The following is a 20,931-nucleotide window of genomic DNA, read 5'->3' as shown; positions in this document are numbered from 1 at the left end:
TCCAAACGGCCTAGACACGCCCAGGGTGGCCCCCTGGGTGCGGTCGGCAGCACCTCGATGGGCCGGTTTCTCGCGCGTTGCAGCCGGCGCACCTGCTGCCGCCCACGCTCCTGGCCGGGCGCCGCATCCACCGCGACGCGGCCGACCGGGGCGGCCCGCTGCTCAGCGTCGCGTCACGTCGATGCCCTGCGCGCCGTAGGTGATCACCAGCGCCAGCGGCGCGCCAGGCGTCACCGGCACGCCCTGGCGCCAGCGCGCGCGGTTCAGGTCGCGGTAGGCGCCGATGAAGCCGAGCGCGGCGACGTCGGCTGGCAGCACCAGCTGCAGGCTCTTCTGCTCGCCAGGGCGCATGATCAGCTCCTCGCGCTGCACCAGGTCCGCACCGAGCGTGACGCTGTCCTTGTCCTGCAGTGAAAAGAAGTCGGCCGCGTCGAAGGCGCCCGGCGCCTTCAACGCGTAGACGCGCGCCAGCACGGGCGAGGCGCGTCCGCGCGCGTCGGGGTTGACATCGGGCGCGGCGACGAACTGCAGCGTCACCGGGGTCGTCACGGGCTTGGATGCGCAGCCGGCCATCAGCCCCAGTCCCAGTGCAGCTCCCGCAGCCAGCCAGGCACGCCGGTGCAGGTCCGGGCGCGGCGCCGGCGACATATAGGACAAATGGACAGTATCAGCTTGCAACACGCTATCTCCTTTGTGGCATTGACCCTGCGCGGGCCCTCTTTGATTATCCGGTGGTGAAAAGCGAAATGGCAACATGCTGACCCCCGACCTCGTTGGCACCCTGCTCGAGCCGATTGCGGGCGACGCCCCGAGCGGCCCGGACCTGGAGTACGACCCGGCCTTCCTGGCGCTGGCCGTCGCGGCCGAGGGCAAGCCCGAGCAGCAGTTCGGCGAGACCATCATCGCGGCGGTCGAGCCCGACTGGGCCGACGTGGCGGCCCAGGCCCAGGCCCTGCTCGAGCGCAGCAGGGACCTGCGCCCGGCCGTGCTGCTGCTGCGCGCGGCAACGCGCATGCAAGGCCTGGCCGGGACGCGCCTCGGGCTGGAGCTGCTCACCGGCCTGCTGGAGCGATTCTGGGACAGCGTGCATCCGCAGCTCGACGCCGACGACGACAACGACCCGACCATGCGCCTGAACGCGCTGGCAGCGCTGAACGACGACAGCGCCCTGGTGCGCGACCTGTACGAGGCACGGCTCGGCATTGCCGCGGGCATCGGCCCGATCCGCGTGCGCGACCTGGCGATCGCGCGCGGCCTGCTGACGCCGGCCGACGACGCCTCGCCCTTGTCGGCGGCGGCCGTCCAGGGCGGATTGGACGACATCCTCGCAAGCGTCCCCGAGACGGCCGACGCCATGCGCGGCCTGGGGCGGATGCTGGATCGGCTGTCCGAGCTGGTGGCCGAGCACAGCGCGCGCGGCGAGGGCCTGGATCTCGGGCGCCTGAAGGGCATCACCCATCTGTTGGCCCAGGCCGCACCGGGCGCCACCGAGGCCGCGCCGCAAGACGCGGACGGCGCCGCCCCGGAAGCCGCCGTCGCGCCGGCCGGCGCGCGCGCCGCCGTGCCGGGCGAGATCCGCACGCGGCAGGACGCGCTGCTGGCGCTCGACCGCGTCATCCATTACCTGGAGCAGTCCGAGCCGGGCAACCCCGCGCCGCTGCTGATCGCGCGCGCCAAGCAGCTGATCGGCGTCAGCTTCCTGGACATCATGGCCAACCTGGCCCCGAACGCGCTGGAAACCATCGAAGTCATCACCGGGCCCCGGCCCGAATCCTGAAGCGAAGGAGTCGCACCATGGCACAAAGCAGCCAGAAATTCATCGCCCGCAACCGCGCGCCACGGGTGCAGATCGAATACGACGTCGAGCTCTACGGCGCCGAGAAGAAGATTCAGCTGCCCTTTGTCATGGGCGTGATGGCCGACCTCTCGGGCAAGCCGGAAAACCCCCTGCCCCAGGTGGGCGAGCGCAAGTTCCTGGAGTTCGACGTCGACAACTTCGAGTCGCGCATGAAGGCGATGAAGCCGCGCACCGCGTTCTCGGTCGAGAACACGCTGACCGGCGAAGGCGAGCTGAAGGTCGAGCTCACCTTCGAGAGCATGGACGACTTCTCGCCCGCCGCCGTGGCGCGCAAGGTGGACGCGCTCAGCAAGCTGCTGGAGGCGCGCAACCAGCTCTCCAACCTGGTCACCTACATGGACGGCAAGGGCGGCGCCGAGGAACTCCTGGCCAAGGTGCTGGACGACCCGGCGCTGCTGCAGTCGCTGGCCGCCACCGCCAAGCCTGCCGACACGCCCGCCGCCGGCGAAGGCGAAGCGTCGGCCGGCTGACCGGCCCCGGCACGCCCCCGCACACCCGCATCCGGAGGACACGATGGCACAGACCCAGACCGAGCAAAGCCCGCTGCAGGGCGTCGAATACGCCGGCAGCGAATTCGCGGCCCTGCTGCAGAAGGAATTCAAGCCACGCAGCGACGAGGCCCGCAGCGCCGTCGAGGTGGCAGTGCAGACGCTGGCGCAGCAGGCGCTGGCGCAGACCCAGCTGATCGGCAAGGACGTCACGCAGTCGATCATGGCGATGATCGCCGCGATCGACGCCAAGCTCACCGAGCAGGTCAACAAGATCATCCACCACCCCGACTTCCAGCAGCTCGAAAGCGCCTGGCGCGGCCTGAGCTACATGGTCAACAACACCGAGACTGACGAGAACCTGAAGATCAGGGTGCTGGACATCTCCAAGAAGGATCTGGCCAAGACGCTCAAGAAATTCAAGGGCACGGCCTGGGACCAGAGCCCGATCTTCAAGAAGGTCTACGAGCAGGAATACGGCCAGTTCGGCGGCGAACCCTACGGCGCCATCGTCGGCGACTATTTCTTCGACCAGACACCGGCCGACGTCGAACTGCTGGGCGAGATGGCGAAGATCGCCGCTTCGGCGCACGCGCCCTTCATCAGTGGCGCCAGCCCGACGCTGATGCAGATGGAAAGCTGGCAGGAGCTGGCCAACCCGCGCGACCTCACCAAGATCTTCCTGACGCCCGAATACGCGGCCTGGCGCAGTCTGCGCGAGTCGGACGACGCCAAGTACATCGGTCTGTGCATGCCGCGCTTCCTGGCGCGCGCTCCCTATGGCGCCAACACCAACCCGGTGGAGGAGTTCGATTTCGAGGAGGACACCGCAGGCGCCGACCATTCCAAGTATTCGTGGGCCAACGCCGCCTACGCCATGGCGACCAACATCAACCGCTCGTACAAGCTCTACGGGTGGGGTTCACGCATCCGCGGCATCGAGTCGGGCGGCGCGGTGGAGAACCTGCCGCTGCACACCTTCCCGAGCGACGACGGCGGCGTCGACCAGAAGTGCCCGACCGAGATCGCCATCAGCGACCGGCGCGAGGCCGAACTGTCCAAGGCCGGCCTGCTGTCACTGATCCACCGCAAGAACAGCGACTTCGCCGCCTTCATCGGCGCGCAGTCCCTGAACAAGCCGTTCGAATACGACGACCCCGACGCCACGGCCAACGCCAACCTGGCGGCGCGCCTGCCCTACCTGTTCGCCTGCAACCGCTTCGCGCACTACCTCAAGTGCATCGTGCGCGACAAGATCGGCAGCTTCAAGGGCCGCGAGGAAATGGAGCGCTGGCTCAACAAGTGGATCATGAACTACGTCGACGGCGACCCCGCGAACTCGTCGGAAATCACCAAGTCCAAGCGCCCGCTGGCGGCAGCGGAAGTGGTGGTTGAGGAAGTCGAGGGCAACCCCGGCTACTACACCTCCAAGTTCTTCCTCAAGCCGCACTACCAGCTCGAGGGCCTGACGGTGTCGCTGCGCCTGGTGTCGAAGCTGCCGTCGGCCAAGGCCGCATAGGCCAAATGGCCGATTGGAAAGGCGCCCGGCGATTCGTCTTGCCACTGACCAGGTGATGCGGGCGCGCTCGCGCACCTGGCCCGATCATCGTCCACCAACCGCCCGGGACACGGGCTCAAAGGAGAACCCACATGTCATCCGATTTCCACGTCAAGCTCAGCAACGTCGCCGGCGAGTCCGAGCACAAGGACCATAAGGGCGAGATCGAGATCCATTCCTGGAGCTGGAGCGTGAGTAACGCGGCTTCGGGGGCTGGTGGTGGCCTGGGCAAGGGCAAGGCCGTGCCGGGCGACCTGATGTTCACCCACAACTACGACAAGGCTTCGCCCAACCTGGCTCGAAACTGCGTCACGGGCACCCACTTCGACGAGCTGCTGCTGTCCTGCCGCAAGGCCGGCGACGACAGCCAGCAGCTCTACCTGACGATCAAGCTCAAGTCGGCGTTCATCACCAGCGTCCAGGTTGGTGGCGCGGCCGGTGGCGACGTGGTCGAGACCGTGACCGTGGCCTACAAGGACATCGAGTTCAACTACAAGGCCCAGAAGGACGAGAAGGGCAAGACCGACGGCGATGTGACCTTCGGCTGGGAAGTCAAGTCCACGGCGACGCGTTGAGCGGGAGCCGAGGCCGGTCACGGCTGGAGAAGATCATGGCTTTTTCCTATCCGCTCAACGAGCCTGGCATTCCTTACTTCTACAACGTCGACTTTTCGGTCGGCGCCAGAGGCCACAACCGGCGCGAAGACGTCCTCCTGGTGCAGGCATTGCTACGCATCTTCTATTACGAAGTTGGCTTCGAAAACTGCCCGCCGCCACCGGGAGAAAACGGCATTGCGGTCGATGGTTTCTACGGCAGCTCGACGCAGCGCCACATCAACCACGTCCAGCAGCAGTTCATCGCTGTTGGCAACGATACCGGCAACGACGGGCTGCTTGATCCGTTCCGCAGCCCGCCCTATAGCACGAGCTTGATCACCAAGCAGTACTACACGCTGGTACTGTTGAACGATGCCTGTGCCTATGGCTGCATCGAGACTGGCCTCGATAATTTCGTCGACTTGCCGCTACGGGCCGACATCCCGATCCAGTTGCGCAACGCACTTGCGACAGTCAAGACCGAGGCTACGCGCTACCATGGGCAGACTCCCGAGCAGGTTTACAGCGAAGCCGGGGCCATGACCCGTAAGATTTTTTCTACGCTATCCAACAAACTCAGGGCCAAACAGAGGTCGGCTTGAACTATCCCGACGTCGCCCTGCCGGAATCTGGCACGGGCGGCAGCAGGCGCATTCGGTCCGAATCGTCGCCTTCGCGCATCCACAAGGCAAGTGCGGTGCAATTATCTTGACCCGGCTTGCCGAGCGCGTTGACCTGCGCATCGATCAGTTCGAACCATTGGTCGGGATCGTGCGCAGCATGCGCCGATTCGATCAGGCGCTCGTCGCCCAGTAGCTCCCACACGCCGTCGGAGCACAAGAGCAGCACATCGCCCGGCAGCAGTCGCATGCACTCGGACACGTCGATGTCCGGCGGCTCGTCCCTGGAGCCGAGCGCCGACAGCAGCATGTTGCGCTGCGGGTGCGGCGCGCGGAACGCCGCCAGCCGGCGGATCCCGAGGCCGCCGCCGGGCCGGCCGACCCCTGCTCAGTACGGCAACAACCGGGTCTGCTCCTCTTCCGCAGCGACCCAGGCAATCAGCGCCGTGTAGTTGTCCTGCCTTGGGTCGGCCAGTGCGGTGATCTCGGCATCGAGACGCCCGGCGAGTTGGCCGGGCGAGCCGCTGTCCCGCAGCAGTTCGCCCAGGCGCGCGTCGCCCAACGGCTCCCACACGCCATCGCTGCACAGCAGCACGACGTCGCCCGGCTCCAGCCGCAGCGGCTCGGAGACGTCGACCACCACGCTGCCGTCCTCGCTGCCCAGGGCCGACAGCAGCACCGAGCGCTGCGGATGCAGGCGTGCCTGCTCGTCGCCCAGCAGGCCGCTGCGCACCATCTGCTGCACCAGGCTGTGGTCGCTGGTGCGCGCGGCGATGACGCGGTCGCGAAACAGGTAGGCGCGGCTGTCACCCGAGTGCACCCAGACCATGCGCCCCTGCTCGAGGTCGACCACCGCCAGCACCAGGGTCGAGCGCATGCGCGCGAGCTGGCCACCCTCGCCCTGGCGTCGGACGATGTCGTGATTCGCGCGCTCGGCCAGCGCGCGCAGCAGCGCCGGATCGAGCGTCGGCTCGGCCTCGAAGCCCTGCAGCACGGTCTGCCGCGCGATCGCCGACGCGACGTCGCCGCCGCCATGACCGCCGGCGCCGTCGGCGACGACGCAGGCCAGGTAGGGACCGGTGCTGCAGTGGCCGACACTGTCCTCGTTGTAGGTGCGTCCGCCTTGGCGGGACAGGGTCACGAGCTCGGCCTGCATGTCGTCAGTGGCCGTCCATGGCCTTGAACTTGGCCATCTGCTCTTCGTAGGCCTGCAGGAAGGCCTTGCCGAACAGGCTGTGGAAGTCATCCTCGGCGTCGCGCGCGATCTCGGCGTAGAGCTTGACGAACTGGTCCCACAGCCTGGCCTTGCGATTGGCGGAGAAGATCGCGTCGAGCCGCGAACGGGTGGCGATGTTCTGCTCCAGCGCATCGGGCTCGAACTGGTGGATCACATGCTCCAGCGCGGCGCGGATGCCGACCATGACGCCGAACTCATGCGCACGCAGGTCCTGGTAGGCATCGCGCATGGCGACCTCGGCCGGCATGAAGCCGCGCACGCCCGGGCCGAGCAGGTGCGCCAGCGCGACCTCGACGGTGGGCGAGAACTTGAGCGGGTTGTTGGCCTGCGCCGCGATCATCGTGACCTGGGCGCGCACCTCGCGCTTGAATTCCTGGCGCGTGTGCAGCAGCTGCAGCGTGCCTTCGGTGGCGCTGCGCAGCATGGCGCCGATGCGCTCCAGCAGGCCCGGCGTCAGCGCCTCGATCGGCTGCTGCAGCGGACCCAGGCCGCGCAGCAGGGCCGCCAGCAGGACGTCGTCGCCGGCGGCCGGGGTATCCGCCGGCTCGGCGTGACCGGTTGGCGCAGCCCGCACCGGAGCCGGGGGAGGCGACGCCGCGACCGGCGGCGCGGACTGGGCGAGTGCGGACAGGTCGACCGGCGGGATGGCCAGCGGGTCGGGTTCGGGCGCGCGCTCCGGCGTCGGTGGCGCACTGACAGCGGGCGCAGCGGGCGGCGGGACGTAGCCGAAGGACTCGATCGGCAGGTGATCGCTGCGCGCCGGTGGCTGCAAGGGAAGCTGGCTGCCGAACGCGGCGAGCGGGTCCTGCGCCGCGGCGGTGTTGGGCTGCGCCACCGGGTCGGCCAGCGGTGACTGGGCCAGCGGGTCGTTCGACAGGGCGCTGCCGAGGCCGAACAGCGCGTCGATGGACTCGGCGCGACCGCCGGCTCCTGGCCCCGCCAGGTCGGAAAAGTCATCCGGCGGCAAGGCCGGCGCCGCGCCAACCGGCGTGGAAGCGGGCGTGCCGGGCGCCAGCAGGTCGGCGAACGGATCGTCGGCTGCGGCGCGGGATGCCGGCCGGCCCAGTGGATCGGGAAGCGACCTGGCGGCCGGGTCCAGGGTGGCTGGCCCGGATGCCGGAACCGCCGGCGGACCGGGCGGCGCGCCCAGGCCCTCGAGCAGGTGCGCGAAGGGGTCGTCGCTGTCATCCGGCCCCAGCGCCGCGGTCGCGGGTTGCTGGGCGGTGGCCGGCGCGGCGCCGGCCAGCTCCCGCACGCGCAACTCAAAGCTGCCGATCGTGAGAACGTCGCCGTCGGCCAGCCGGGCCTCGTTGCCCGCACCCAGGACGCGGCCGTTGTGCGACAGTGGATTGCTGCCCCGGTCGACGATGAACCACTGGCCATCGCGCTGGCTGATCTGCGCGTGCAGGCGTGAGACCGTGCGGTCCGGGTCGTCGAGCACCAGGGTGTTGGACGGCGCGCGGCCGATGGTGCCGCCGGTCGCGTCGAAGCTCGCGGACGGGGCAGGCACGGCGGGGGCGCCATGATGGCTGGTGACGGTCAGTTCGATCACGCCAGGGAGTCCTCCAGTTTGCGGCTCATGGCGCCAGCAGCAGCACCTTGGGCTGGCTGGGGACGAGCCGGCACCCCGGAGCGTTCGTGCTGTTCTGCAGCGAGACGCTGGTCATGCGGGTGGCCGGCAGGCCCTTGAGCAGGACGCTGAACGCCCCGGTCAGATGCCGCCCCGGCCCCATCACGACGCCGGATGCAACGCCGGTTGCCAAACCCGCATTGTCGCCGTTCGTCATGGGGATGGTGGTGCCCATGTTGTGCGCCGGCGCGCCGGCAAACAGGATCGTCGGCACGTTGGGCACGGCCATCGGCCCCATGGCCACGTTGGGATACGGCACGGGGACCGGTCCGGCCGGGCTGGGGGTGAGGCAGACGTCCGGAAACGCCATGTCGGTTCCCATGAGCTGGCAATTGGCAAACATGGCAAGGCTCCTCAACCGATGTGGATCTGCTCGCCGTCGGCCTTGAACAGCTTGTCGGCGTTGGCGATCACGGTGTGGGCCTGCAACTGCAGGATCTGCTCGGCACGGTAATCGATCTGGCGGCTGCGTACCTGGTCGGGACCGTCGATCATGCGTTGACTCCAGCGCGCGAACTGCAGCACGCGTTCGGCAAACGATTCGAGCAATTCCGTCGTCACCTTGACGGCGCTGTAGGACCACGAGGCCTTGCGGCCCACCGCATTCACCTGCTCGACGTTGAGCTGCGCCTGTTCAGCCTCGAGGTGGAAGCTGCGCGCGGCCAGGGTGAGCGCGTCGGCCTGCAGGGTCAGGGCGCCATCCTGCGCGGCGATGACCGAACCTGCGGGCAGGCACAACGTCAGCGGCACGCCGGCGGCGCGCTCGAGCACGGCGGTGACGTGAGATGCACCAGCCTCGGTGCCGACATGAGCGACCAGATCGCCCACCCGCGGCAACACCAGGCAGCTCGCCGCGCGCCGCGCCGTCCAGGTCTGGTCGCCCACCTGCAACACGCACTGCCGGCCGGACTGGTCGACGGCCAGGACGCGCGCGGTACCGGGCTCCAGGGCGGGTGCCGCCATTTGCAGCAGGTTTTCGTCGCGGGCTCCCATGGCATCGGCCTCCGATGGTGTCATGCCGGCGCCTGCCAGCGCTCGGCGGCCAGCAGTTCCGGGTCGGATTCAAGGGCACGGGCACGATCGCTGAAGCGCGCGCCGCGGTCGGAAATTTCGTGCAATCTGGCCCGGTACAGAGCGCTGCCGCTCAGGTCGGCCTCGTCCAGCACCGCATGGGAGAAATCGGCGTAGGTCAGCTCGCAGTCGCGCAGGCTGGCCTGCTCCAGCCGGGCCTGGGTCCAGTTGGTCTGGTACAGGTCGGCGCCATCGAAGCGGCAGCGCGCCGCCTGCGCGCCGTTGAACAGGGCCTGGCGCAACCGCGCACGCTCGAAGCGGCTGCCGACCAGGTCGGTCTCGACGAACAGGGCGCAGGGTGCATGGGCATCGACGAACACCAGGCCAGGCGCCTTCGCCTGCTGGAAATTGACCTGGGCCAGGTGCGCGCCGGTAAAGTCACAGCCGCTCAGGTCGGCGCCGATGAACTGGACGTTGGCCATCCGCTGGCCCGCGAAGGACTGGCCCGCGAGCACGCTCTTGATCATCACGACGGTATCGAAGGAGGCGTCGCGAAAGTCGGCCTGGCGCAGGTCGCATTCCAGCAGCACGACGCGCTCGAGTCGGCTGCGCCGCAAGCTCAGCACGCCGGTCCGGCAGTCCGCCAGCGTCACCTTCTGCAATTGGCTGTCGTCCAGCAACAGGCGCTCGATGCGGCAGTTGGCGAAGTTGACGAAGTCCAGCGTGCTGCGCACCAGGGCCAGGCCGTCGATCTGGCAGGCCATCCAGTGCGTGTTCTGCAGCGCGACCTCGGCCATCGCCACGCGCTCGAAGCGGCTTTCGATGAAGGCCGCGCCCTCGGCGACGCAGCGGTTCATGGCGTTGTGCACGAAGGTGCAGGCATTGAACCGCGCATCGGTGAGGTCGGCGCCTTCCAGGTTGGCGCCGCGGAAATCGCAGTGATCGAACAGCGTGGCCGACAGGTCGCAGCCTGCGAGGTCCATGCCCGCCAGCACCTGCTCGCGCACCGGCTCGGCCTGCTGCACCGCGCGCAGGATGTCATCGCGCGTCATCCGGCAGCCTCCCCGGGCGCGCTCGCGCGGTGGCGCGGGTAGATGCGCATGCGCGTGCGCAGGGCGCCGTCCAGCCGCACGCCCGGCGCCACGCGCACACGCGCGAAATCGCTCTGGAACAGGTTGGCGTGGCGAAAGTCGGTGTCCTCCAGCCTGGCGTGCTGAAGCACCGCGTCCGTGAGGTTGGCGCCGTCGAAGCGCGCCTGCGCCAGCCGGGCGCGCACGAAGCGCGCCGCGCGCGCATCGGCACCGCGCAGGTCGGCGCCGGTCAGGTCGCATTCGCTGAAGTCCGAACCGTGCAGGCTCGCGCCGCGCAGCACGGCCCCCGTCAGCACGGCGCCACGAAGACTCAGGTTGGACAGCAGCGCACCAGAAAAATCCGCCTGCGCGAGCTCGCAGGCCTGCGCGAAACAGCCGGAGTCGATGCGCAGGCCGCCAAAGCACGCGCCGGGCGCCTTCAGGGTGACGAAGGCGCATTTCTCGAACACGGCGCCGCTGAAGTCGACGCCGCTCGCGTCGCACTCGATGAAGACCGCCTGGGCCAGCCGGGCACCGGCAAAAGAGCACCCCCGCAGGTCGAGGCGGTAGAACACCAGCATCCTGGTGGCGCGTGCCCCGCTGCAGTCGACGCCGCGCAACTGGACCTCTTCGAGCCGGATGCCGTCCAGCATCGCGCCGCGCCAGTTCACTTCGGACAGCCGCGCCTTCGCGAACAGGGCGCCCGTGAGGTCCGCACCCTCGAAATCGGCCTGATCGATGCGTGCCGCGCCGAGATTCGCGCCGACCAGCACGGCGTGCTGAAACTGTGTCGATTGCAGGTCGGCATGCGCCAGCACGGCATCGCGCAGGTTGGCGCCGGAAAGCCGGGTGCCGGTCAGGTTGGCGCGCTCCATCAGCGCGCCCTGGAAATTGGCGCCCGAGAGGTCGAGACCCGACAGGTCGGCGCCGGTCAGGTCCCAACCCCGAAAGTCGCGGCCGGAATGGGCCAGGACCCGCTGACGCAAGGCCCGGGCGGCGTCGGGCCGGATGCGATCCGCCGGCACCTGAAGATGAGCGCCAAGGCGATAGGCAGCCAACTGGCTGGCCTCGCCCGCGCGCCACTGGGCGTGCAATTTCTCGTCCGCCACCATGTGCTCGAGCTCGGCGATGCCGGCCTTGTTGGACTGACCCGCGGCAATGTGGTCGTGCAGGCTTTCGAGCAACGCGTCCACGAAGGGCCTGGGTGGACCCCGGGTTTCCAGACCCGCCATCTCGCGTTCGATCGGGCCGAAATCCTTGCCTTCGCGTTGGAACACTGCCCGGGCGTCGGCCAGGCTCATGGCACGCTCCGACTCCATCTGCTGCCTGGCCTGCGCCATGCGCTGGTCCGCCTGGTGCCGCAGGCGCAGCAGGTCGTCCACGGTCCTGACTTCCGGCACCGGTTCGCCCTGGACGGGAGGGGCATGCTCGTCCGGATCGAGGCCGTGGCGCGCGACCTCGTCACGAACCCGTGCCCGTTCGATTTCGGCGCGCTGCAAACCCCGCTCCAGCGCGCGATTCTTGCGCGGCGTGAAGTCAACCAGCGGCACCACCAGGTCTGCCGGCATCAGGTCTTCCTCGCGCAGCGATTCGATCAGCCCGTTGTCCTTGTCCAACCGCTTGTCGCGCACCTGCAGGTAGTGCGCGGCCGGACGAGGTTGATCCGCGTGTTCCAGCGCGGCGAGCAGGTGGATGATGTCCGAGCCATCGTCCTCGGCGATCTCGTGCATGCCCTGGAACACCAGGATCGCGCGCTCGACATCGGGGAAAAACCACAGGGTGTTCAGGCGGGTCCGGATCTCCCGGAACTTTTCCACGCCGGCCACGCGTTGCGTGGCGAAGCCGCGCACGCGCAAGCCCGGCAGGCGGCCGGCGAGCAGCGGCTGGGTCGGATGCAGGTTCTGGAACGCGTACTCCTCGGTGCCGGCAAACGGCTCGGCCTGCTGCTGGTCCTCAGGAGCCACGTTGAAGTAGCGCCAGTCGGTGTCCGCCGCCACCGCCGGGAACTGGGTCTTCAGCCAGTCGTCGTCGTAGGTGCCCTGATGGCGCATGCGCTGCGGCCACATCGGGTCGATCGGGCCAAAGCCCACGGTCCTGACGCGGTCGCGCGGCGACGCCAGCGGCTGGCGCGGGTCCTCGACATTCGGCAACGGGTGCAAGCGAACGCCATCGCGTTCGACCGGCGCGGCGCCGCAACCCAGGGGGTTCTCGGGCACGCCTTCGCCGCCCCAGGAGCGCGCCCACGTCAGCGGCAAGGCCGCGAAGGGGCGCGCAGGCGTCGGGCGATCGCCCTCCCAGGCGCGGTCGCCGAACACCAGCAACTGCTTGCTGAGCTGGCCACAACGCGCCGCGACCGCGCAGGCGCGACCGTCGCTGGCATGTGGATATGCAATGCCGGAAACAAGGTACTCGCCGTGGATGCGCGGGATGCCCTCTTCCAGCGGCGCCGCCGATTCGGGGCGCGTCGCCCACAGGGCCCAGAGCTCGGCCTCGGTGAAGACCCTGGCGCGCTCGGTCAATTCGACGCAGACCAAGCCCGAGAACCCAAGCATCGTGCGCTGCCTGAATTCGAACGGGCGTGCCAGGATCGACACGGAAAGCGGCTTCATGACCTTCAAGGAGCAAGCCTCCTAGAGAAACACCTTGAGCGTGTCCATCTCGATCCCGGTTGCCGTGCTCAAGGCCTCGAGGCCGACCATCTGCTCGACCGACAGGTTGCCACTCTTCAACTCCGCGCCCACGGTCTCTGCCTTGGCTCCGATCGCAGCCGCGGTGAAGCCTGTCATCTCGGTCTTGGCCGCATTGGCCTCGTTCGAGATGCCATTGAAGTCGAACTTCATGGCATAGCCCTCCTTGATCGTGCCGCCCATCTGGCTCAGTTCCATGTCGATGATCTTGGTGCCACCCGGTGCAACGATGGTGAAGCCGCCTGCCGCCGTGAACGTGGCCGGACCGCCCACCGTGACGTTCAGCGCGCCGCCGATCGTCTGGGTCACCGCGCCTGCGACGGTCTGCGTCACCCCACCAGCAATGGTCTGCGCCAGGTCGGCGCCGATCAACTCGGTGCGCGAGGCGCCGACGATGACGGTCTCACTGCCGCCCACCGTGAGGTCGCGATCGGCCCCGATCGTGACGCTCTCGCTGGCAGCCACGCTCTCGGCGCGGGAGCCGCCGATCTTGATGGCCTCGTCGGCGCCCACGCTCTCGTTGCGGTTGCCACCAATGCTGATGTCCTCGTTGCTGCCGACCTCCTCGATGCGGTTGTTGCCGATCTTCGTCTGCTCGTTGTTGTCGACCTTCTTCTTGCGGTCGTTGCCGACCCAGTGCGTCTCGTCGTTTTCGACCTCGATGTCCTGGTTCTTCTCGGCGTGCAGGAACACCTGCTCGCTGCCCTTCTTGTCCTCGAAGCGCAACTCGTTGCAGTTGCCGGCGCCGCCGCCCGGGGTGGAACGGGTCTTGAAGCCGCTTTGCGTGGGCGAGTCGTAGGGGATGGGCTGGTCGTCGTTGTAGACGCGACCCATGATGATGGGGCGATCCGGGTCGCCATTGAGGAAGTCGACGATCACTTCCTGCCCGATGCGCGGAGCGAAGTAGCCGCCCCAGCCCTGCCCGGCCCAGGGCTGCGAGACACGGATCCAGCAGGTGGACTTCTCGTTGCGCTCGTCGTAGCGGTCCCAGTGGAAATGCACCTTGACGCGGCCGAATTCGTCGACGTGCAGCTCCTCGCCATCGGGCCCGACGACGATCGCCGACTGCGGCCCCGGCATGCGCACGCGCGGCGTCAGGCGCGGCGGCTTGTAAGGCACGGACTGGGGCGCCAGGCCGAGCACGAACAGGCGCGCGCCGGGCGCGCCGGCGCGCGGCAGCAGGTGGGTCTGGGCCAGGTCCTGCAGCACGTCGGGATTGCCCTGGTTGAAGGCGTCGCCCGCCAGCATCTGGCGCAACTCGGCACGCGGCGGCGCGGCGGCGCCCACGTCGCCCATGCCTTCGTAGCCGGCATGGACGAGGACGAAGGTGCAGGAGCCGATCAGGTATTCGCCGTTGCGACTGGCGTCGGGGTCGCCCTGGTACTTGAAGTTGCGGCCGGCAGCGACGTCGGGCCACTCCGTGACGGCCCAGTGGCGCGTGCGGCGCGCCTGCAGTTCGTCGCCGCGCCACTGGGCGGCCAGCTCGCCCTGGTCCGCGTCGAAATAGTCGCCCGGGAACTCGAATTCCTCGAAATCGGCCAGTTCGTGCTCGGCCGAGACGTCGGCCTCGGCGTCGAGCTTCTTGCGGATGGTCTTGAAGTTGCTGTCGAGCGCGGCCCACTTGCCGGTCTCGAGCCGGTCGCCGGCAATCCAGGCGATGATCTCGCCGAAGCGCACGTCACCGCGGCCGAACGGCCGGTACTCGAGCGTGCCGATCACCGGCAGGGGTTCGTGCGCGACACTGCTGGTATCGGCCAGGCGCATCGTGCCGGGCGCATCGTGCGCGTCGAACCAGTAATAGATGCCCTCCTCCTCCAGCAGGCGCGCGAGGAAGTCCTGGTCGCTTTCCTCGAACTGCACGCAGTAGCGATGCGGCTTGTGGGTGTCGATCACCTGGTCGACGTTGGTCTTCTTGAAGCGCTTGACCGGGCTGTCCTCGAGCACGGCATCCAGCACCTCGAGCACCGGCTTGTCCTGCAGGATGCGGGCATTGCGGCGCTTGGCCAGCAGGCCGAACCAGGACACCAGGGTGAGGCGGTACTGGTAGTAGCGCCCGACCTGGCGCTCGCGCCGGAAGCGCACGGCGTGGCCCTGGCAATGGCGTTCGTGCCGGGCCTGTCCCGGGTCGTCGAAGCGCACGATGACATCGAACGGGTGGCCCAGCACGTCCCCGGCGGCGATGGTCTTCTTCTCGGACAGCACGGTGAGCTCGTAGCACGACGGGCGTGACAGGCTCTCGTGCCCGAGCAGGCTCCAGAACATCAGGTCGGACGCGGCCGGGGCGTCGCTCTTGATTTCGTAGAGATCATCGGCCATGGGTCTGCACCTCGCGGATGGGCCTCAATCAAAGGCGTAGTGGAAGTCGCCGTCCCGCACGTCGAGCGCGACACGGGCGATGGCGCCGCCGCTGGCCAGGCGCTTCAGGTACTCGACGGAAATCGTCGGCAGCACGGTGTTGGTGAGGATGGCGTCGATCACGCGGCCGCCCGACTCGGCGTCGTTGCAGCGCGCCACCACCTGGTCGACCACGGCGTCGGTGTAGCTGAAGGGCACGCCGTGGTTGGCCTGCACGCGCTTCTGGATGCGCCCGAGCTGCAGGCGGACGATCTGCTTCATCATGTCGGGCGACAGCGGGTAGTAGGGGATCGTCACCATGCGCCCCAGCAGCGCCGGCGGGAACACCTTCATCAGCGGCGCCTTGAGCGCGTCGGCCAGGGCCTCGGGGCCGGGCATCAGCTCGGGGTCCTTGCACAGGCTCATCACCAGCTCGCTGCCGGCGTTGGTGGTCAGCAGGATGATGGTGTTGCGAAAGTCGATCATGCGGCCTTCGCCGTCTTCCATGCGGCCCTTGTCGAACACCTGGAAGAAGATCTCGTGCACGTCGGGGTGCGCCTTCTCGACCTCGTCCAGCAGCACCACGCTGTAGGGCCGCCGGCGCACGGCCTCGGTCAGGATGCCGCCCTCGCCATAGCCGACGTAGCCCGGCGGCGCGCCCTTGAGCGTGGAGACGGTGTGCGCCTCCTGGAACTCGCTCATGTTGATGGTGATGACGTTCTGCTCGCCACCGTAGAGCGCCTCGGCCAGCGCCAGCGCGGTCTCGGTCTTGCCGACGCCCGAGGTGCCGCACAGCATGAAGACGCCGATCGGCTTGCCCGGGTTGTCCAGGCGCGCGCGGCTGGTCTGGATGCGCCGCGCGATCATCTCCAGCCCGTGCTGCTGGCCGATCACGCGCTGGCCGAGGGTGTCGGCGAGCTGCAGGATCGCCTCGACCTCGTTCTTGACCATGCGCCCGACCGGGATGCCGGTCCAGTCGGACACCACCGAGGCCACGGCCTGGGCGTCGACGCTGGGCAGGATCAGCGGCGTCTCGCCCTGCAGGGCGTGGATGCGACCCTGCAGCTCGTGCAGTTCGGCCAGCAGGGCGGCGCGTTCGGGGACAGGCTCGGCCGCGCTGGCCACCGGCGCTGCCTCGGCTTCGGGCACCGCATCGGCGGCCGGCGCATCAGCCCCCGCTGGCGCGTCCACCGCCTGGGCGCCGGCGCGCAGGGTGGCGCGCAGCTCCAGCAGGCGATCGACCAGGGCCTTTTCCTCCTGCCAGCGCGCAGTCAACCCGGCCAGTTCGGCGTCGGCCGCGGCGCGCAGCGCGGCGACCTGGTCGGCGCGCGCCGCGACGTCGATGCCGATGGCGGCTTCGCGTTCGATGATTTCCTGCTCCACCGTGAGCGCCTCGATGCGGCGCTGACAGTCCTCCACCGCCGCCGGCGTGGCGTGCTGCGACACGGCGACGCGGGCGCAGGCGGTATCGAGCAGGCTCACGGCCTTGTCCGGCAGCTGGCGCGCCGGGATGTAGCGGTGCGACAGGCGCACCGCGGCCTCGATCGCCTCGTCGAGCAGCTGCACGCGGTGGTGCTTCTCGAGCACGCTGGCGACACCGCGCAGCATGCCGATGGCCTTGGCCTCGTCGGGCTCGAGGATCTGCACCACCTGGAAGCGCCGCGTCAGCGCCGGGTCCTTCTCGATGTATTTCTTGTATTCGGCCCAGGTGGTGGCGCCGACGGTGCGCAGGTTGCCGCGCGCCAGCGCCGGCTTCAGCAGGTTGGCGGCGTCGCCCGTTACTGCGGCACCGCCGGCGCCGATCAGGGTGTGGATCTCGTCGATGAACAGGATGATCGGCGTCGGCGAGGACTGCACCTCGTCGATCACGCTGCGCAGGCGCTGCTCGAACTCGCCCTTCATGCTGGCGCCGGCCTGCAGCAGGCCGATGTCGAGCGACAGCAGGCGCACGTCCTTCAGCAGGGGCGGCACGTCGCCGCGCGCCAGGCGCGCCGCGAAGCCTTCCACCACCGCGGTCTTGCCGACCCCGGCCTCGCCCGTCAGCAGCGGGTTGTTCTGGCGTCGGCGCATCAGGATGTCGACGATCTGGCGGATCTCGTCGTCGCGGCCGGTGACCGGGTCGATCTCGCCCTGGCGCGCCTTTTCGGTCAGGTCGACGGCGAACTTCTTCAGCGCCTCGCCCTTGCCCATCGCCGCCGGCGCGATGGCGCCGCTGTCCTCGCCCGGCGCGCCGCTGCCGATGCCGCTGCCGTCCTGCGCGCCCATGCGTGCCTCGGGCGACGCATCGCAGATGCGGGCGAAGTCCTCGGCCAGGTCTTCCACCCGGACCTTGCCGAACTCGGGCGACAGTCCGAGCAGCGGGTTCTTCAGGCTGGGCGTGCGCAGCATGCCGACCAGCAGGTAGCCGGTGCGCACCTGGGCCTCGCCGAACTGCAGCGTGGCGTAGGTCCAGGCGCGCTCGATGGCGTTCTCGATGTGGGGCGAGAAGTCGCTGATCGCGGTGGCGCCGCGCGGCAGGCGGTCGAGCGCCGCGGTCAGGTCGCGCGCCAGCACCGAGATGTCGAGCCCATAGTGCTGGATCACGCGGTGCAGGTCGCTGTCCTGCTGCTGCAGCAGCTGGGCGAACCAGTGCTCGAGTTCGACGTAGGGGTTGCCACGCATCTTGCAGAACACGGTGGCGCCCTCGATCGCCTTGTAGGCGAGCGGGTTGAGCTTGCCAAACAGGGCGGTGCGGCTGATCTCACTCATGGCGGGTCATTCCTCGGGATTTCGAGATGGAGACGATCCGGCGTCGATGTCTTGCAACTGCGGCGCCGACGCACGCGGCGCGATGCGCACGTCGGACGCATCGCGCGCGCGCGGCTGCGCACCGAGCCACGAGAGCCAGCCCAGGCGCGGGGCATTGCCCCGCGCCTGGCCGAGCCGCGTCGGCGGCACCTCCTCCCGCTTCAGGATCAGTTCGGCGTCCCAGGCCAACCCGTCGCCCAGCAACTGCTGCATCCAGCCGGCCAGCGCCGGCTGCGCCGAGCCGGTCGGCAGGAAGGCGCGATAGCGCGCCAGCGTCAGCGGGCCCAGGTGCAGGCGCACGCGATACTGGCGGTCCCAGACACGCTGGCCCAGCACAGCACCGCCGCCGAGCCGCTGCGCCGCGCGCGCCTGCGGGGCGGCATGCGCCAGTCCGATGCTGCGCAGCCGGCTGCGCTCGCGCGGCGCAATCGGCAGCCAGTGGCCGACCCAGGGCTCGAGCCGGGCCGGCACGTCAAAGTAACGACCGATCACGGCTTCCACGCCTTCGCGCCCATGCACGCGCCGCGCCAGCCAGCCGGAAAAATGCAGGCGGGCGTCGTCGTGCACGGCATCGCGCTGCTGGCGCGCCGGCGTGCCCATGCCGACCAGGGCACCGACCCAGCGGCGCCACGGGTCCTGGCCGGGTCGGTCGAGCGCCACCGCAGGGCGCGGCTGGCGCCAGGCGCGGTAGAAGTGCAGCGCGAAGCGGTGCAGCAGGGTGTCGAGAAAGGCCAGCCAGGTGGTGTCGCCGTGGTTCAGCGCGCGGTCGCGGATGACGTCGCTGAGCTGGATCGGCAGCGGGCCGTTGGGACCCAGGTAGCCGAAGAAGTGCTGGCGCAACCGGTGCACCGGCAGGCCGCGCGCCGGCGGTTCGAATGCCGCCACGCTGGCGGGTGCGAACGCCAGCGAGGGCGCCTGGCCGACGCGCAATGCCTCGGCCGCGGGCACCACGGCCTCGCCCCAGCGCGGCAGCGGTTCGGCCAGGGCCTCGAGCCGGCGCATGGCGGCAAAGAAGTCGACCGACCACGGCGCCTCGGCCCAGGCCTGGACCTGCGCCGCGACGCGCGCGCGGGCAGCCTCGTCCAGCGCGCCGCGCGGCATGGCTGCGCGCGCCGGCGTCACAGGATCGGACGGGTCCCGCATCGCGGCCTCCAGCGCATGATCTCGGCGCCACCCGGGTTTTGCAGCACGGTCTCGACGAAGTGGTTGACCTCGACATGGCGCGCAAGGTATTCGGCCAGCACGGCGCCGAACATGAAGGCGCTGTGGCCGTGGAAGGCGCCCGGATCGATGGTCAGCGTGACCTCGAGCCCACGCCCGAAGGCGATCGGCCCGGCCAGCGGCAGGCGCCGCGTCACCGCGCGCGACTGCACCGACAGCAGGCCCTGCACCTGCGCGGCGCGCGCGTCGTCGACCTGGCCCGCGTAGAGCATGAGCATCTCGCGCAGTGCGGCGGCGCCCTCGCGCGCGTTGCTGTCGGCAAGCGACAGGTAGTTGAGCGCCAGATGGTCGACGGCGCGCCAGCCCAGGCCGTTCGAAACCACCGGAGAATACGGCCGCGAGGGCCCGCGCAGGATGGCCACGCGTTGCAGCGGCAGGGCCTCCGCGCATTCGAGCGCGTCGTTGCCGGCGGCCAGCATCAGGGGCAGGTCTCGATTCGTGCACAGCGCCGTCACGGCAAGCTGGCGCAGCGCCCCGTCGTAGGGCGCCTGTTGCGGGTCGACGAGCTGGATGTAGAGCTCGGAGCCGATGTGGCTGCTGCGGTGCCCTTCGCTGCGCTGGCGCGCCGACAGGCGGCGCGGCTCGCGCTCGGTCGTGTAGTAGGCCGGATGCGGCTGGCGGCTGCCGTGGTAGGCGGCATAGAACGGCAGGAAAACCTGGGTGCCGGCCTCGCCGCGCGCGTCAGCCCGGGCCGGGCCACCCGCCGCCACGTGGCCGGTGACCTCGGTCAGGCTGTGGATTTCGTAGTCCTGGGGCCGGGTGCGATCGGCCAGCAGGTGGAACTGGCTGCTGCCGTCGGTGACCACCACGCGATCCAGGCGCTTGGGAAACAGGTTGATGGCGGGCACGCAGTGCAGGCGCACGTGATCGGCCGTCACCAGCTTTTCCAGCTCGGGCCGGGCGCGCGTGAACAGCAGCACCAGTTCGAGCTGCCGGCCGGGCACGCCCTGCAGGATGCGCCGCAGGCCGGTGATGCGCAGGAACTGGAAGCGGGGCGCGAAGGCAAAGTACTCCTGCACCAGACGGTAGCCCGAGAAGCCGGTCGCCGTGGCCGGCAGCAGCGCCTCGTCGGCGGCGAATCCGACCGGCGCGATGGCTTCGCCCTCCAGCACGCCGACCACGCCCAGGGCCTGGCCGGCGGCATCACCGGCACCCGGCGCGCAGACCAGCACGCCGACCGGATCGGCCAGCGCGCATTCGAGCAGCGGCCAGCCGACGTCGTCGCCGGCGCCGCCGAGGTAGAGCAGCAGTTCGTCCAGCGCCAGCGCGGCAAAGGGCAACTCGCCGCGCGTCTTCAGCGTCAGGCGCAGGCCGCCGCGCACGGCGCGGGCGCGTGGATGGCGCGCCAGCGGCAGGTCGGGGGCGTAGCTGAAGTAGCTGGCCTCGGTCAGTTCGAGCGGCCACAGGCGCAGGTCCTGCGCGGTGCGGAATTCGCAGTGCGTCTTCTGCCCGAGCGCGCGCGTGGCGCGCAGTGCGCTGCCGCGCGCCAGCAGGGGGCCGGCGGCCAGGCCGCCGTCGTCCAGCCTGGGCGCGCATTCGGCCACCAGCATGGCGGGCGTGGGCGCCAGGAAATGCGGGTAGACGATGTCCAGCAGGTGGGCGGCAAAGCGCGGGTATTCGGCGTCCAGCTTGAGCAGCACGCGCGCCGACAGGAAGGCGCTGCCCTCGATCAGGCGTTCGACATAGGGGTCGGCGACCTCGGGGCCGTCGATGCCCAGGCGCCGCGCGATCTTCGGATAGGCGCGCGCGAACTCGCCGCTGCCCTCGCGAAAATAGCGCAGCTCGCGCTCATAGAGGTCCAGCAGGCGCGGGTCCATGCCGACGTTCCCTCGCC

Annotated in this window: 17 protein-coding genes; 5 read left to right on the top strand and 12 right to left on the bottom strand. The window is 69.5% G+C overall.

Features of this window, described 5'->3' with window-relative positions; all coding sequences use genetic code 11:
* Positions 1–162 precede the first annotated feature (162 nt).
* A complete protein-coding gene (tssJ, locus tag PKA16_RS02030; RefSeq protein WP_324399894.1) occupies positions 163–678 on the bottom strand; it encodes a type VI secretion system lipoprotein TssJ in 516 nt (171 codons plus the stop codon).
* 76 nt (positions 679–754) lie between these two features.
* Between tssJ and PKA16_RS02025 the strand changes: the two genes are divergently transcribed.
* From PKA16_RS02025 to PKA16_RS02005, 5 genes are all read left to right on the top strand, one after another.
* Positions 755–1,777 (top strand): type VI secretion system ImpA family N-terminal domain-containing protein, encoded by a 1,023-nt coding sequence (locus PKA16_RS02025; protein ID WP_324399892.1) that lies wholly within the window; start codon positions 755–757, stop codon positions 1,775–1,777.
* 17 nt (positions 1,778–1,794) lie between these two features.
* Positions 1,795–2,328, top strand: a complete 534-nt coding sequence (gene tssB, locus PKA16_RS02020) for a type VI secretion system contractile sheath small subunit (protein ID WP_324399890.1) — start codon at positions 1,795–1,797, stop codon at positions 2,326–2,328.
* 43 nt (positions 2,329–2,371) lie between these two features.
* The gene (gene tssC / locus PKA16_RS02015; protein WP_324399887.1) at positions 2,372–3,865 is read left to right on the top strand and encodes a type VI secretion system contractile sheath large subunit; all 1,494 of its coding nucleotides are present in this window, start codon (positions 2,372–2,374) and stop codon (positions 3,863–3,865) included.
* Between the two features lie 131 nt (positions 3,866–3,996).
* Positions 3,997–4,479: a type VI secretion system tube protein Hcp gene (locus PKA16_RS02010; protein WP_324399885.1), complete on the top strand. Its 483-nt coding sequence runs from the start codon at positions 3,997–3,999 to the stop codon at positions 4,477–4,479.
* Between the two features lie 35 nt (positions 4,480–4,514).
* Entirely contained in the window at positions 4,515–5,102 is a 588-nt protein-coding gene (locus PKA16_RS02005; protein ID WP_324399883.1) for a peptidoglycan-binding protein, read from the top strand.
* A 1-nt stretch (position 5,103) separates the two neighbouring features.
* On the opposite strand, the gene PKA16_RS02000 is transcribed toward PKA16_RS02005, so the two are convergent.
* The 11 genes from PKA16_RS02000 to tssF all read right to left on the bottom strand — a co-directional run bounded on the left by PKA16_RS02000 (position 5,104) and on the right by tssF (position 20,914).
* Positions 5,104–5,430: a hypothetical protein gene (locus PKA16_RS02000; RefSeq protein WP_324399881.1), complete on the bottom strand. Its 327-nt coding sequence runs from the start codon at positions 5,428–5,430 to the stop codon at positions 5,104–5,106.
* Positions 5,431–5,508: 78 nt separating this feature from the next.
* Positions 5,509–6,276, bottom strand: a complete 768-nt coding sequence (locus tag PKA16_RS01995) for a protein phosphatase 2C domain-containing protein (RefSeq protein ID WP_324399879.1) — start codon at positions 6,274–6,276, stop codon at positions 5,509–5,511.
* Between the two features lie 4 nt (positions 6,277–6,280).
* Positions 6,281–7,909 carry a type VI secretion system-associated FHA domain protein TagH gene (tagH, locus tag PKA16_RS01990; RefSeq protein ID WP_324399877.1) on the bottom strand — a complete coding sequence of 543 codons (1,629 nt, stop codon included), beginning with the start codon at positions 7,907–7,909 and terminating at the stop codon, positions 6,281–6,283.
* 25 nt (positions 7,910–7,934) lie between these two features.
* Positions 7,935–8,330 carry a DUF4150 domain-containing protein gene (locus tag PKA16_RS01985; RefSeq protein WP_324399875.1) on the bottom strand — a complete coding sequence of 132 codons (396 nt, stop codon included), beginning with the start codon at positions 8,328–8,330 and terminating at the stop codon, positions 7,935–7,937.
* 11 nt (positions 8,331–8,341) lie between these two features.
* A complete protein-coding gene (locus PKA16_RS01980) occupies positions 8,342–9,004 on the bottom strand; it encodes a DUF3540 domain-containing protein (RefSeq protein WP_324399873.1) in 663 nt (220 codons plus the stop codon).
* Positions 9,001–10,050 carry a pentapeptide repeat-containing protein gene (locus tag PKA16_RS01975; RefSeq protein ID WP_324399871.1) on the bottom strand — a complete coding sequence of 350 codons (1,050 nt, stop codon included), beginning with the start codon at positions 10,048–10,050 and terminating at the stop codon, positions 9,001–9,003. Before PKA16_RS01975 ends, PKA16_RS01980 begins: the two co-directional genes overlap by 4 nt.
* The gene (locus tag PKA16_RS01970; RefSeq protein ID WP_324399869.1) at positions 10,047–12,677 is read right to left on the bottom strand and encodes a DUF2169 domain-containing protein; all 2,631 of its coding nucleotides are present in this window, start codon (positions 12,675–12,677) and stop codon (positions 10,047–10,049) included. Before PKA16_RS01970 ends, PKA16_RS01975 begins: the two co-directional genes overlap by 4 nt.
* Before the next feature lie 21 nt (positions 12,678–12,698).
* On the bottom strand, positions 12,699–15,071 hold the full coding sequence (tssI, locus tag PKA16_RS01965) for a type VI secretion system tip protein TssI/VgrG (RefSeq protein WP_324399867.1): 2,373 nt from the start codon (positions 15,069–15,071) through the stop codon (positions 12,699–12,701).
* A 24-nt stretch (positions 15,072–15,095) separates the two neighbouring features.
* Positions 15,096–17,837, bottom strand: a complete 2,742-nt coding sequence (gene tssH / locus PKA16_RS01960; protein WP_324399865.1) for a type VI secretion system ATPase TssH — start codon at positions 17,835–17,837, stop codon at positions 15,096–15,098.
* A gap of 6 nt (positions 17,838–17,843) precedes the next feature.
* Positions 17,844–19,019, bottom strand: coding sequence for a type VI secretion system baseplate subunit TssG (gene tssG / locus PKA16_RS01955; RefSeq protein WP_324399863.1), 1,176 nt, complete (start codon positions 19,017–19,019; stop codon positions 17,844–17,846).
* Positions 18,995–20,914 (bottom strand): type VI secretion system baseplate subunit TssF, encoded by a 1,920-nt coding sequence (gene tssF / locus PKA16_RS01950; protein WP_324399861.1) that lies wholly within the window; start codon positions 20,912–20,914, stop codon positions 18,995–18,997. The genes tssG and tssF overlap by 25 nt, the downstream gene beginning before the upstream one ends.
* Positions 20,915–20,931: the final 17 nt, after the last annotated feature.

The organism is Ottowia sp., assembly GCF_035325765.1.
GTDB lineage: Bacteria > Pseudomonadota > Gammaproteobacteria > Burkholderiales > Burkholderiaceae_C > Ottowia.
Note: the sequence above shows the minus strand (reverse complement) of the source record. Positions and strands in the feature narration are given on the sequence as shown.

Bases quoted from the DNA above. Each gene is read 5' to 3' on its own strand.
- tssI (WP_324399867.1), bottom strand. From the start codon at position 15,071: ATGGCCGATGATCTCTACGAAATCAAGAGCGACGCCCCGGCCGCGTCC.
- PKA16_RS01975 (WP_324399871.1), bottom strand. From the start codon at position 10,050: ATGACGCGCGATGACATCCTGCGCGCGGTGCAGCAGGCCGAGCCGGTG.
- PKA16_RS02025 (WP_324399892.1), top strand. From the start codon at position 755: ATGCTGACCCCCGACCTCGTTGGCACCCTGCTCGAGCCGATTGCGGGC.
- PKA16_RS01995 (WP_324399879.1), bottom strand. From the start codon at position 6,276: ATGCAGGCCGAGCTCGTGACCCTGTCCCGCCAAGGCGGACGCACCTAC.
- tssH (WP_324399865.1), bottom strand. From the start codon at position 17,837: ATGAGTGAGATCAGCCGCACCGCCCTGTTTGGCAAGCTCAACCCGCTC.
- PKA16_RS01980 (WP_324399873.1), bottom strand. From the start codon at position 9,004: ATGACACCATCGGAGGCCGATGCCATGGGAGCCCGCGACGAAAACCTG.
- PKA16_RS01970 (WP_324399869.1), bottom strand. From the start codon at position 12,677: ATGAAGCCGCTTTCCGTGTCGATCCTGGCACGCCCGTTCGAATTCAGG.
- tssB (WP_324399890.1), top strand. From the start codon at position 1,795: ATGGCACAAAGCAGCCAGAAATTCATCGCCCGCAACCGCGCGCCACGG.
- tssC (WP_324399887.1), top strand. From the start codon at position 2,372: ATGGCACAGACCCAGACCGAGCAAAGCCCGCTGCAGGGCGTCGAATAC.
- PKA16_RS02010 (WP_324399885.1), top strand. From the start codon at position 3,997: ATGTCATCCGATTTCCACGTCAAGCTCAGCAACGTCGCCGGCGAGTCC.
- PKA16_RS02005 (WP_324399883.1), top strand. From the start codon at position 4,515: ATGGCTTTTTCCTATCCGCTCAACGAGCCTGGCATTCCTTACTTCTAC.
- PKA16_RS02000 (WP_324399881.1), bottom strand. From the start codon at position 5,430: ATGCTGCTGTCGGCGCTCGGCTCCAGGGACGAGCCGCCGGACATCGAC.
- PKA16_RS01985 (WP_324399875.1), bottom strand. From the start codon at position 8,330: ATGTTTGCCAATTGCCAGCTCATGGGAACCGACATGGCGTTTCCGGAC.
- tssF (WP_324399861.1), bottom strand. From the start codon at position 20,914: ATGGACCCGCGCCTGCTGGACCTCTATGAGCGCGAGCTGCGCTATTTT.
- tssG (WP_324399863.1), bottom strand. From the start codon at position 19,019: ATGCGGGACCCGTCCGATCCTGTGACGCCGGCGCGCGCAGCCATGCCG.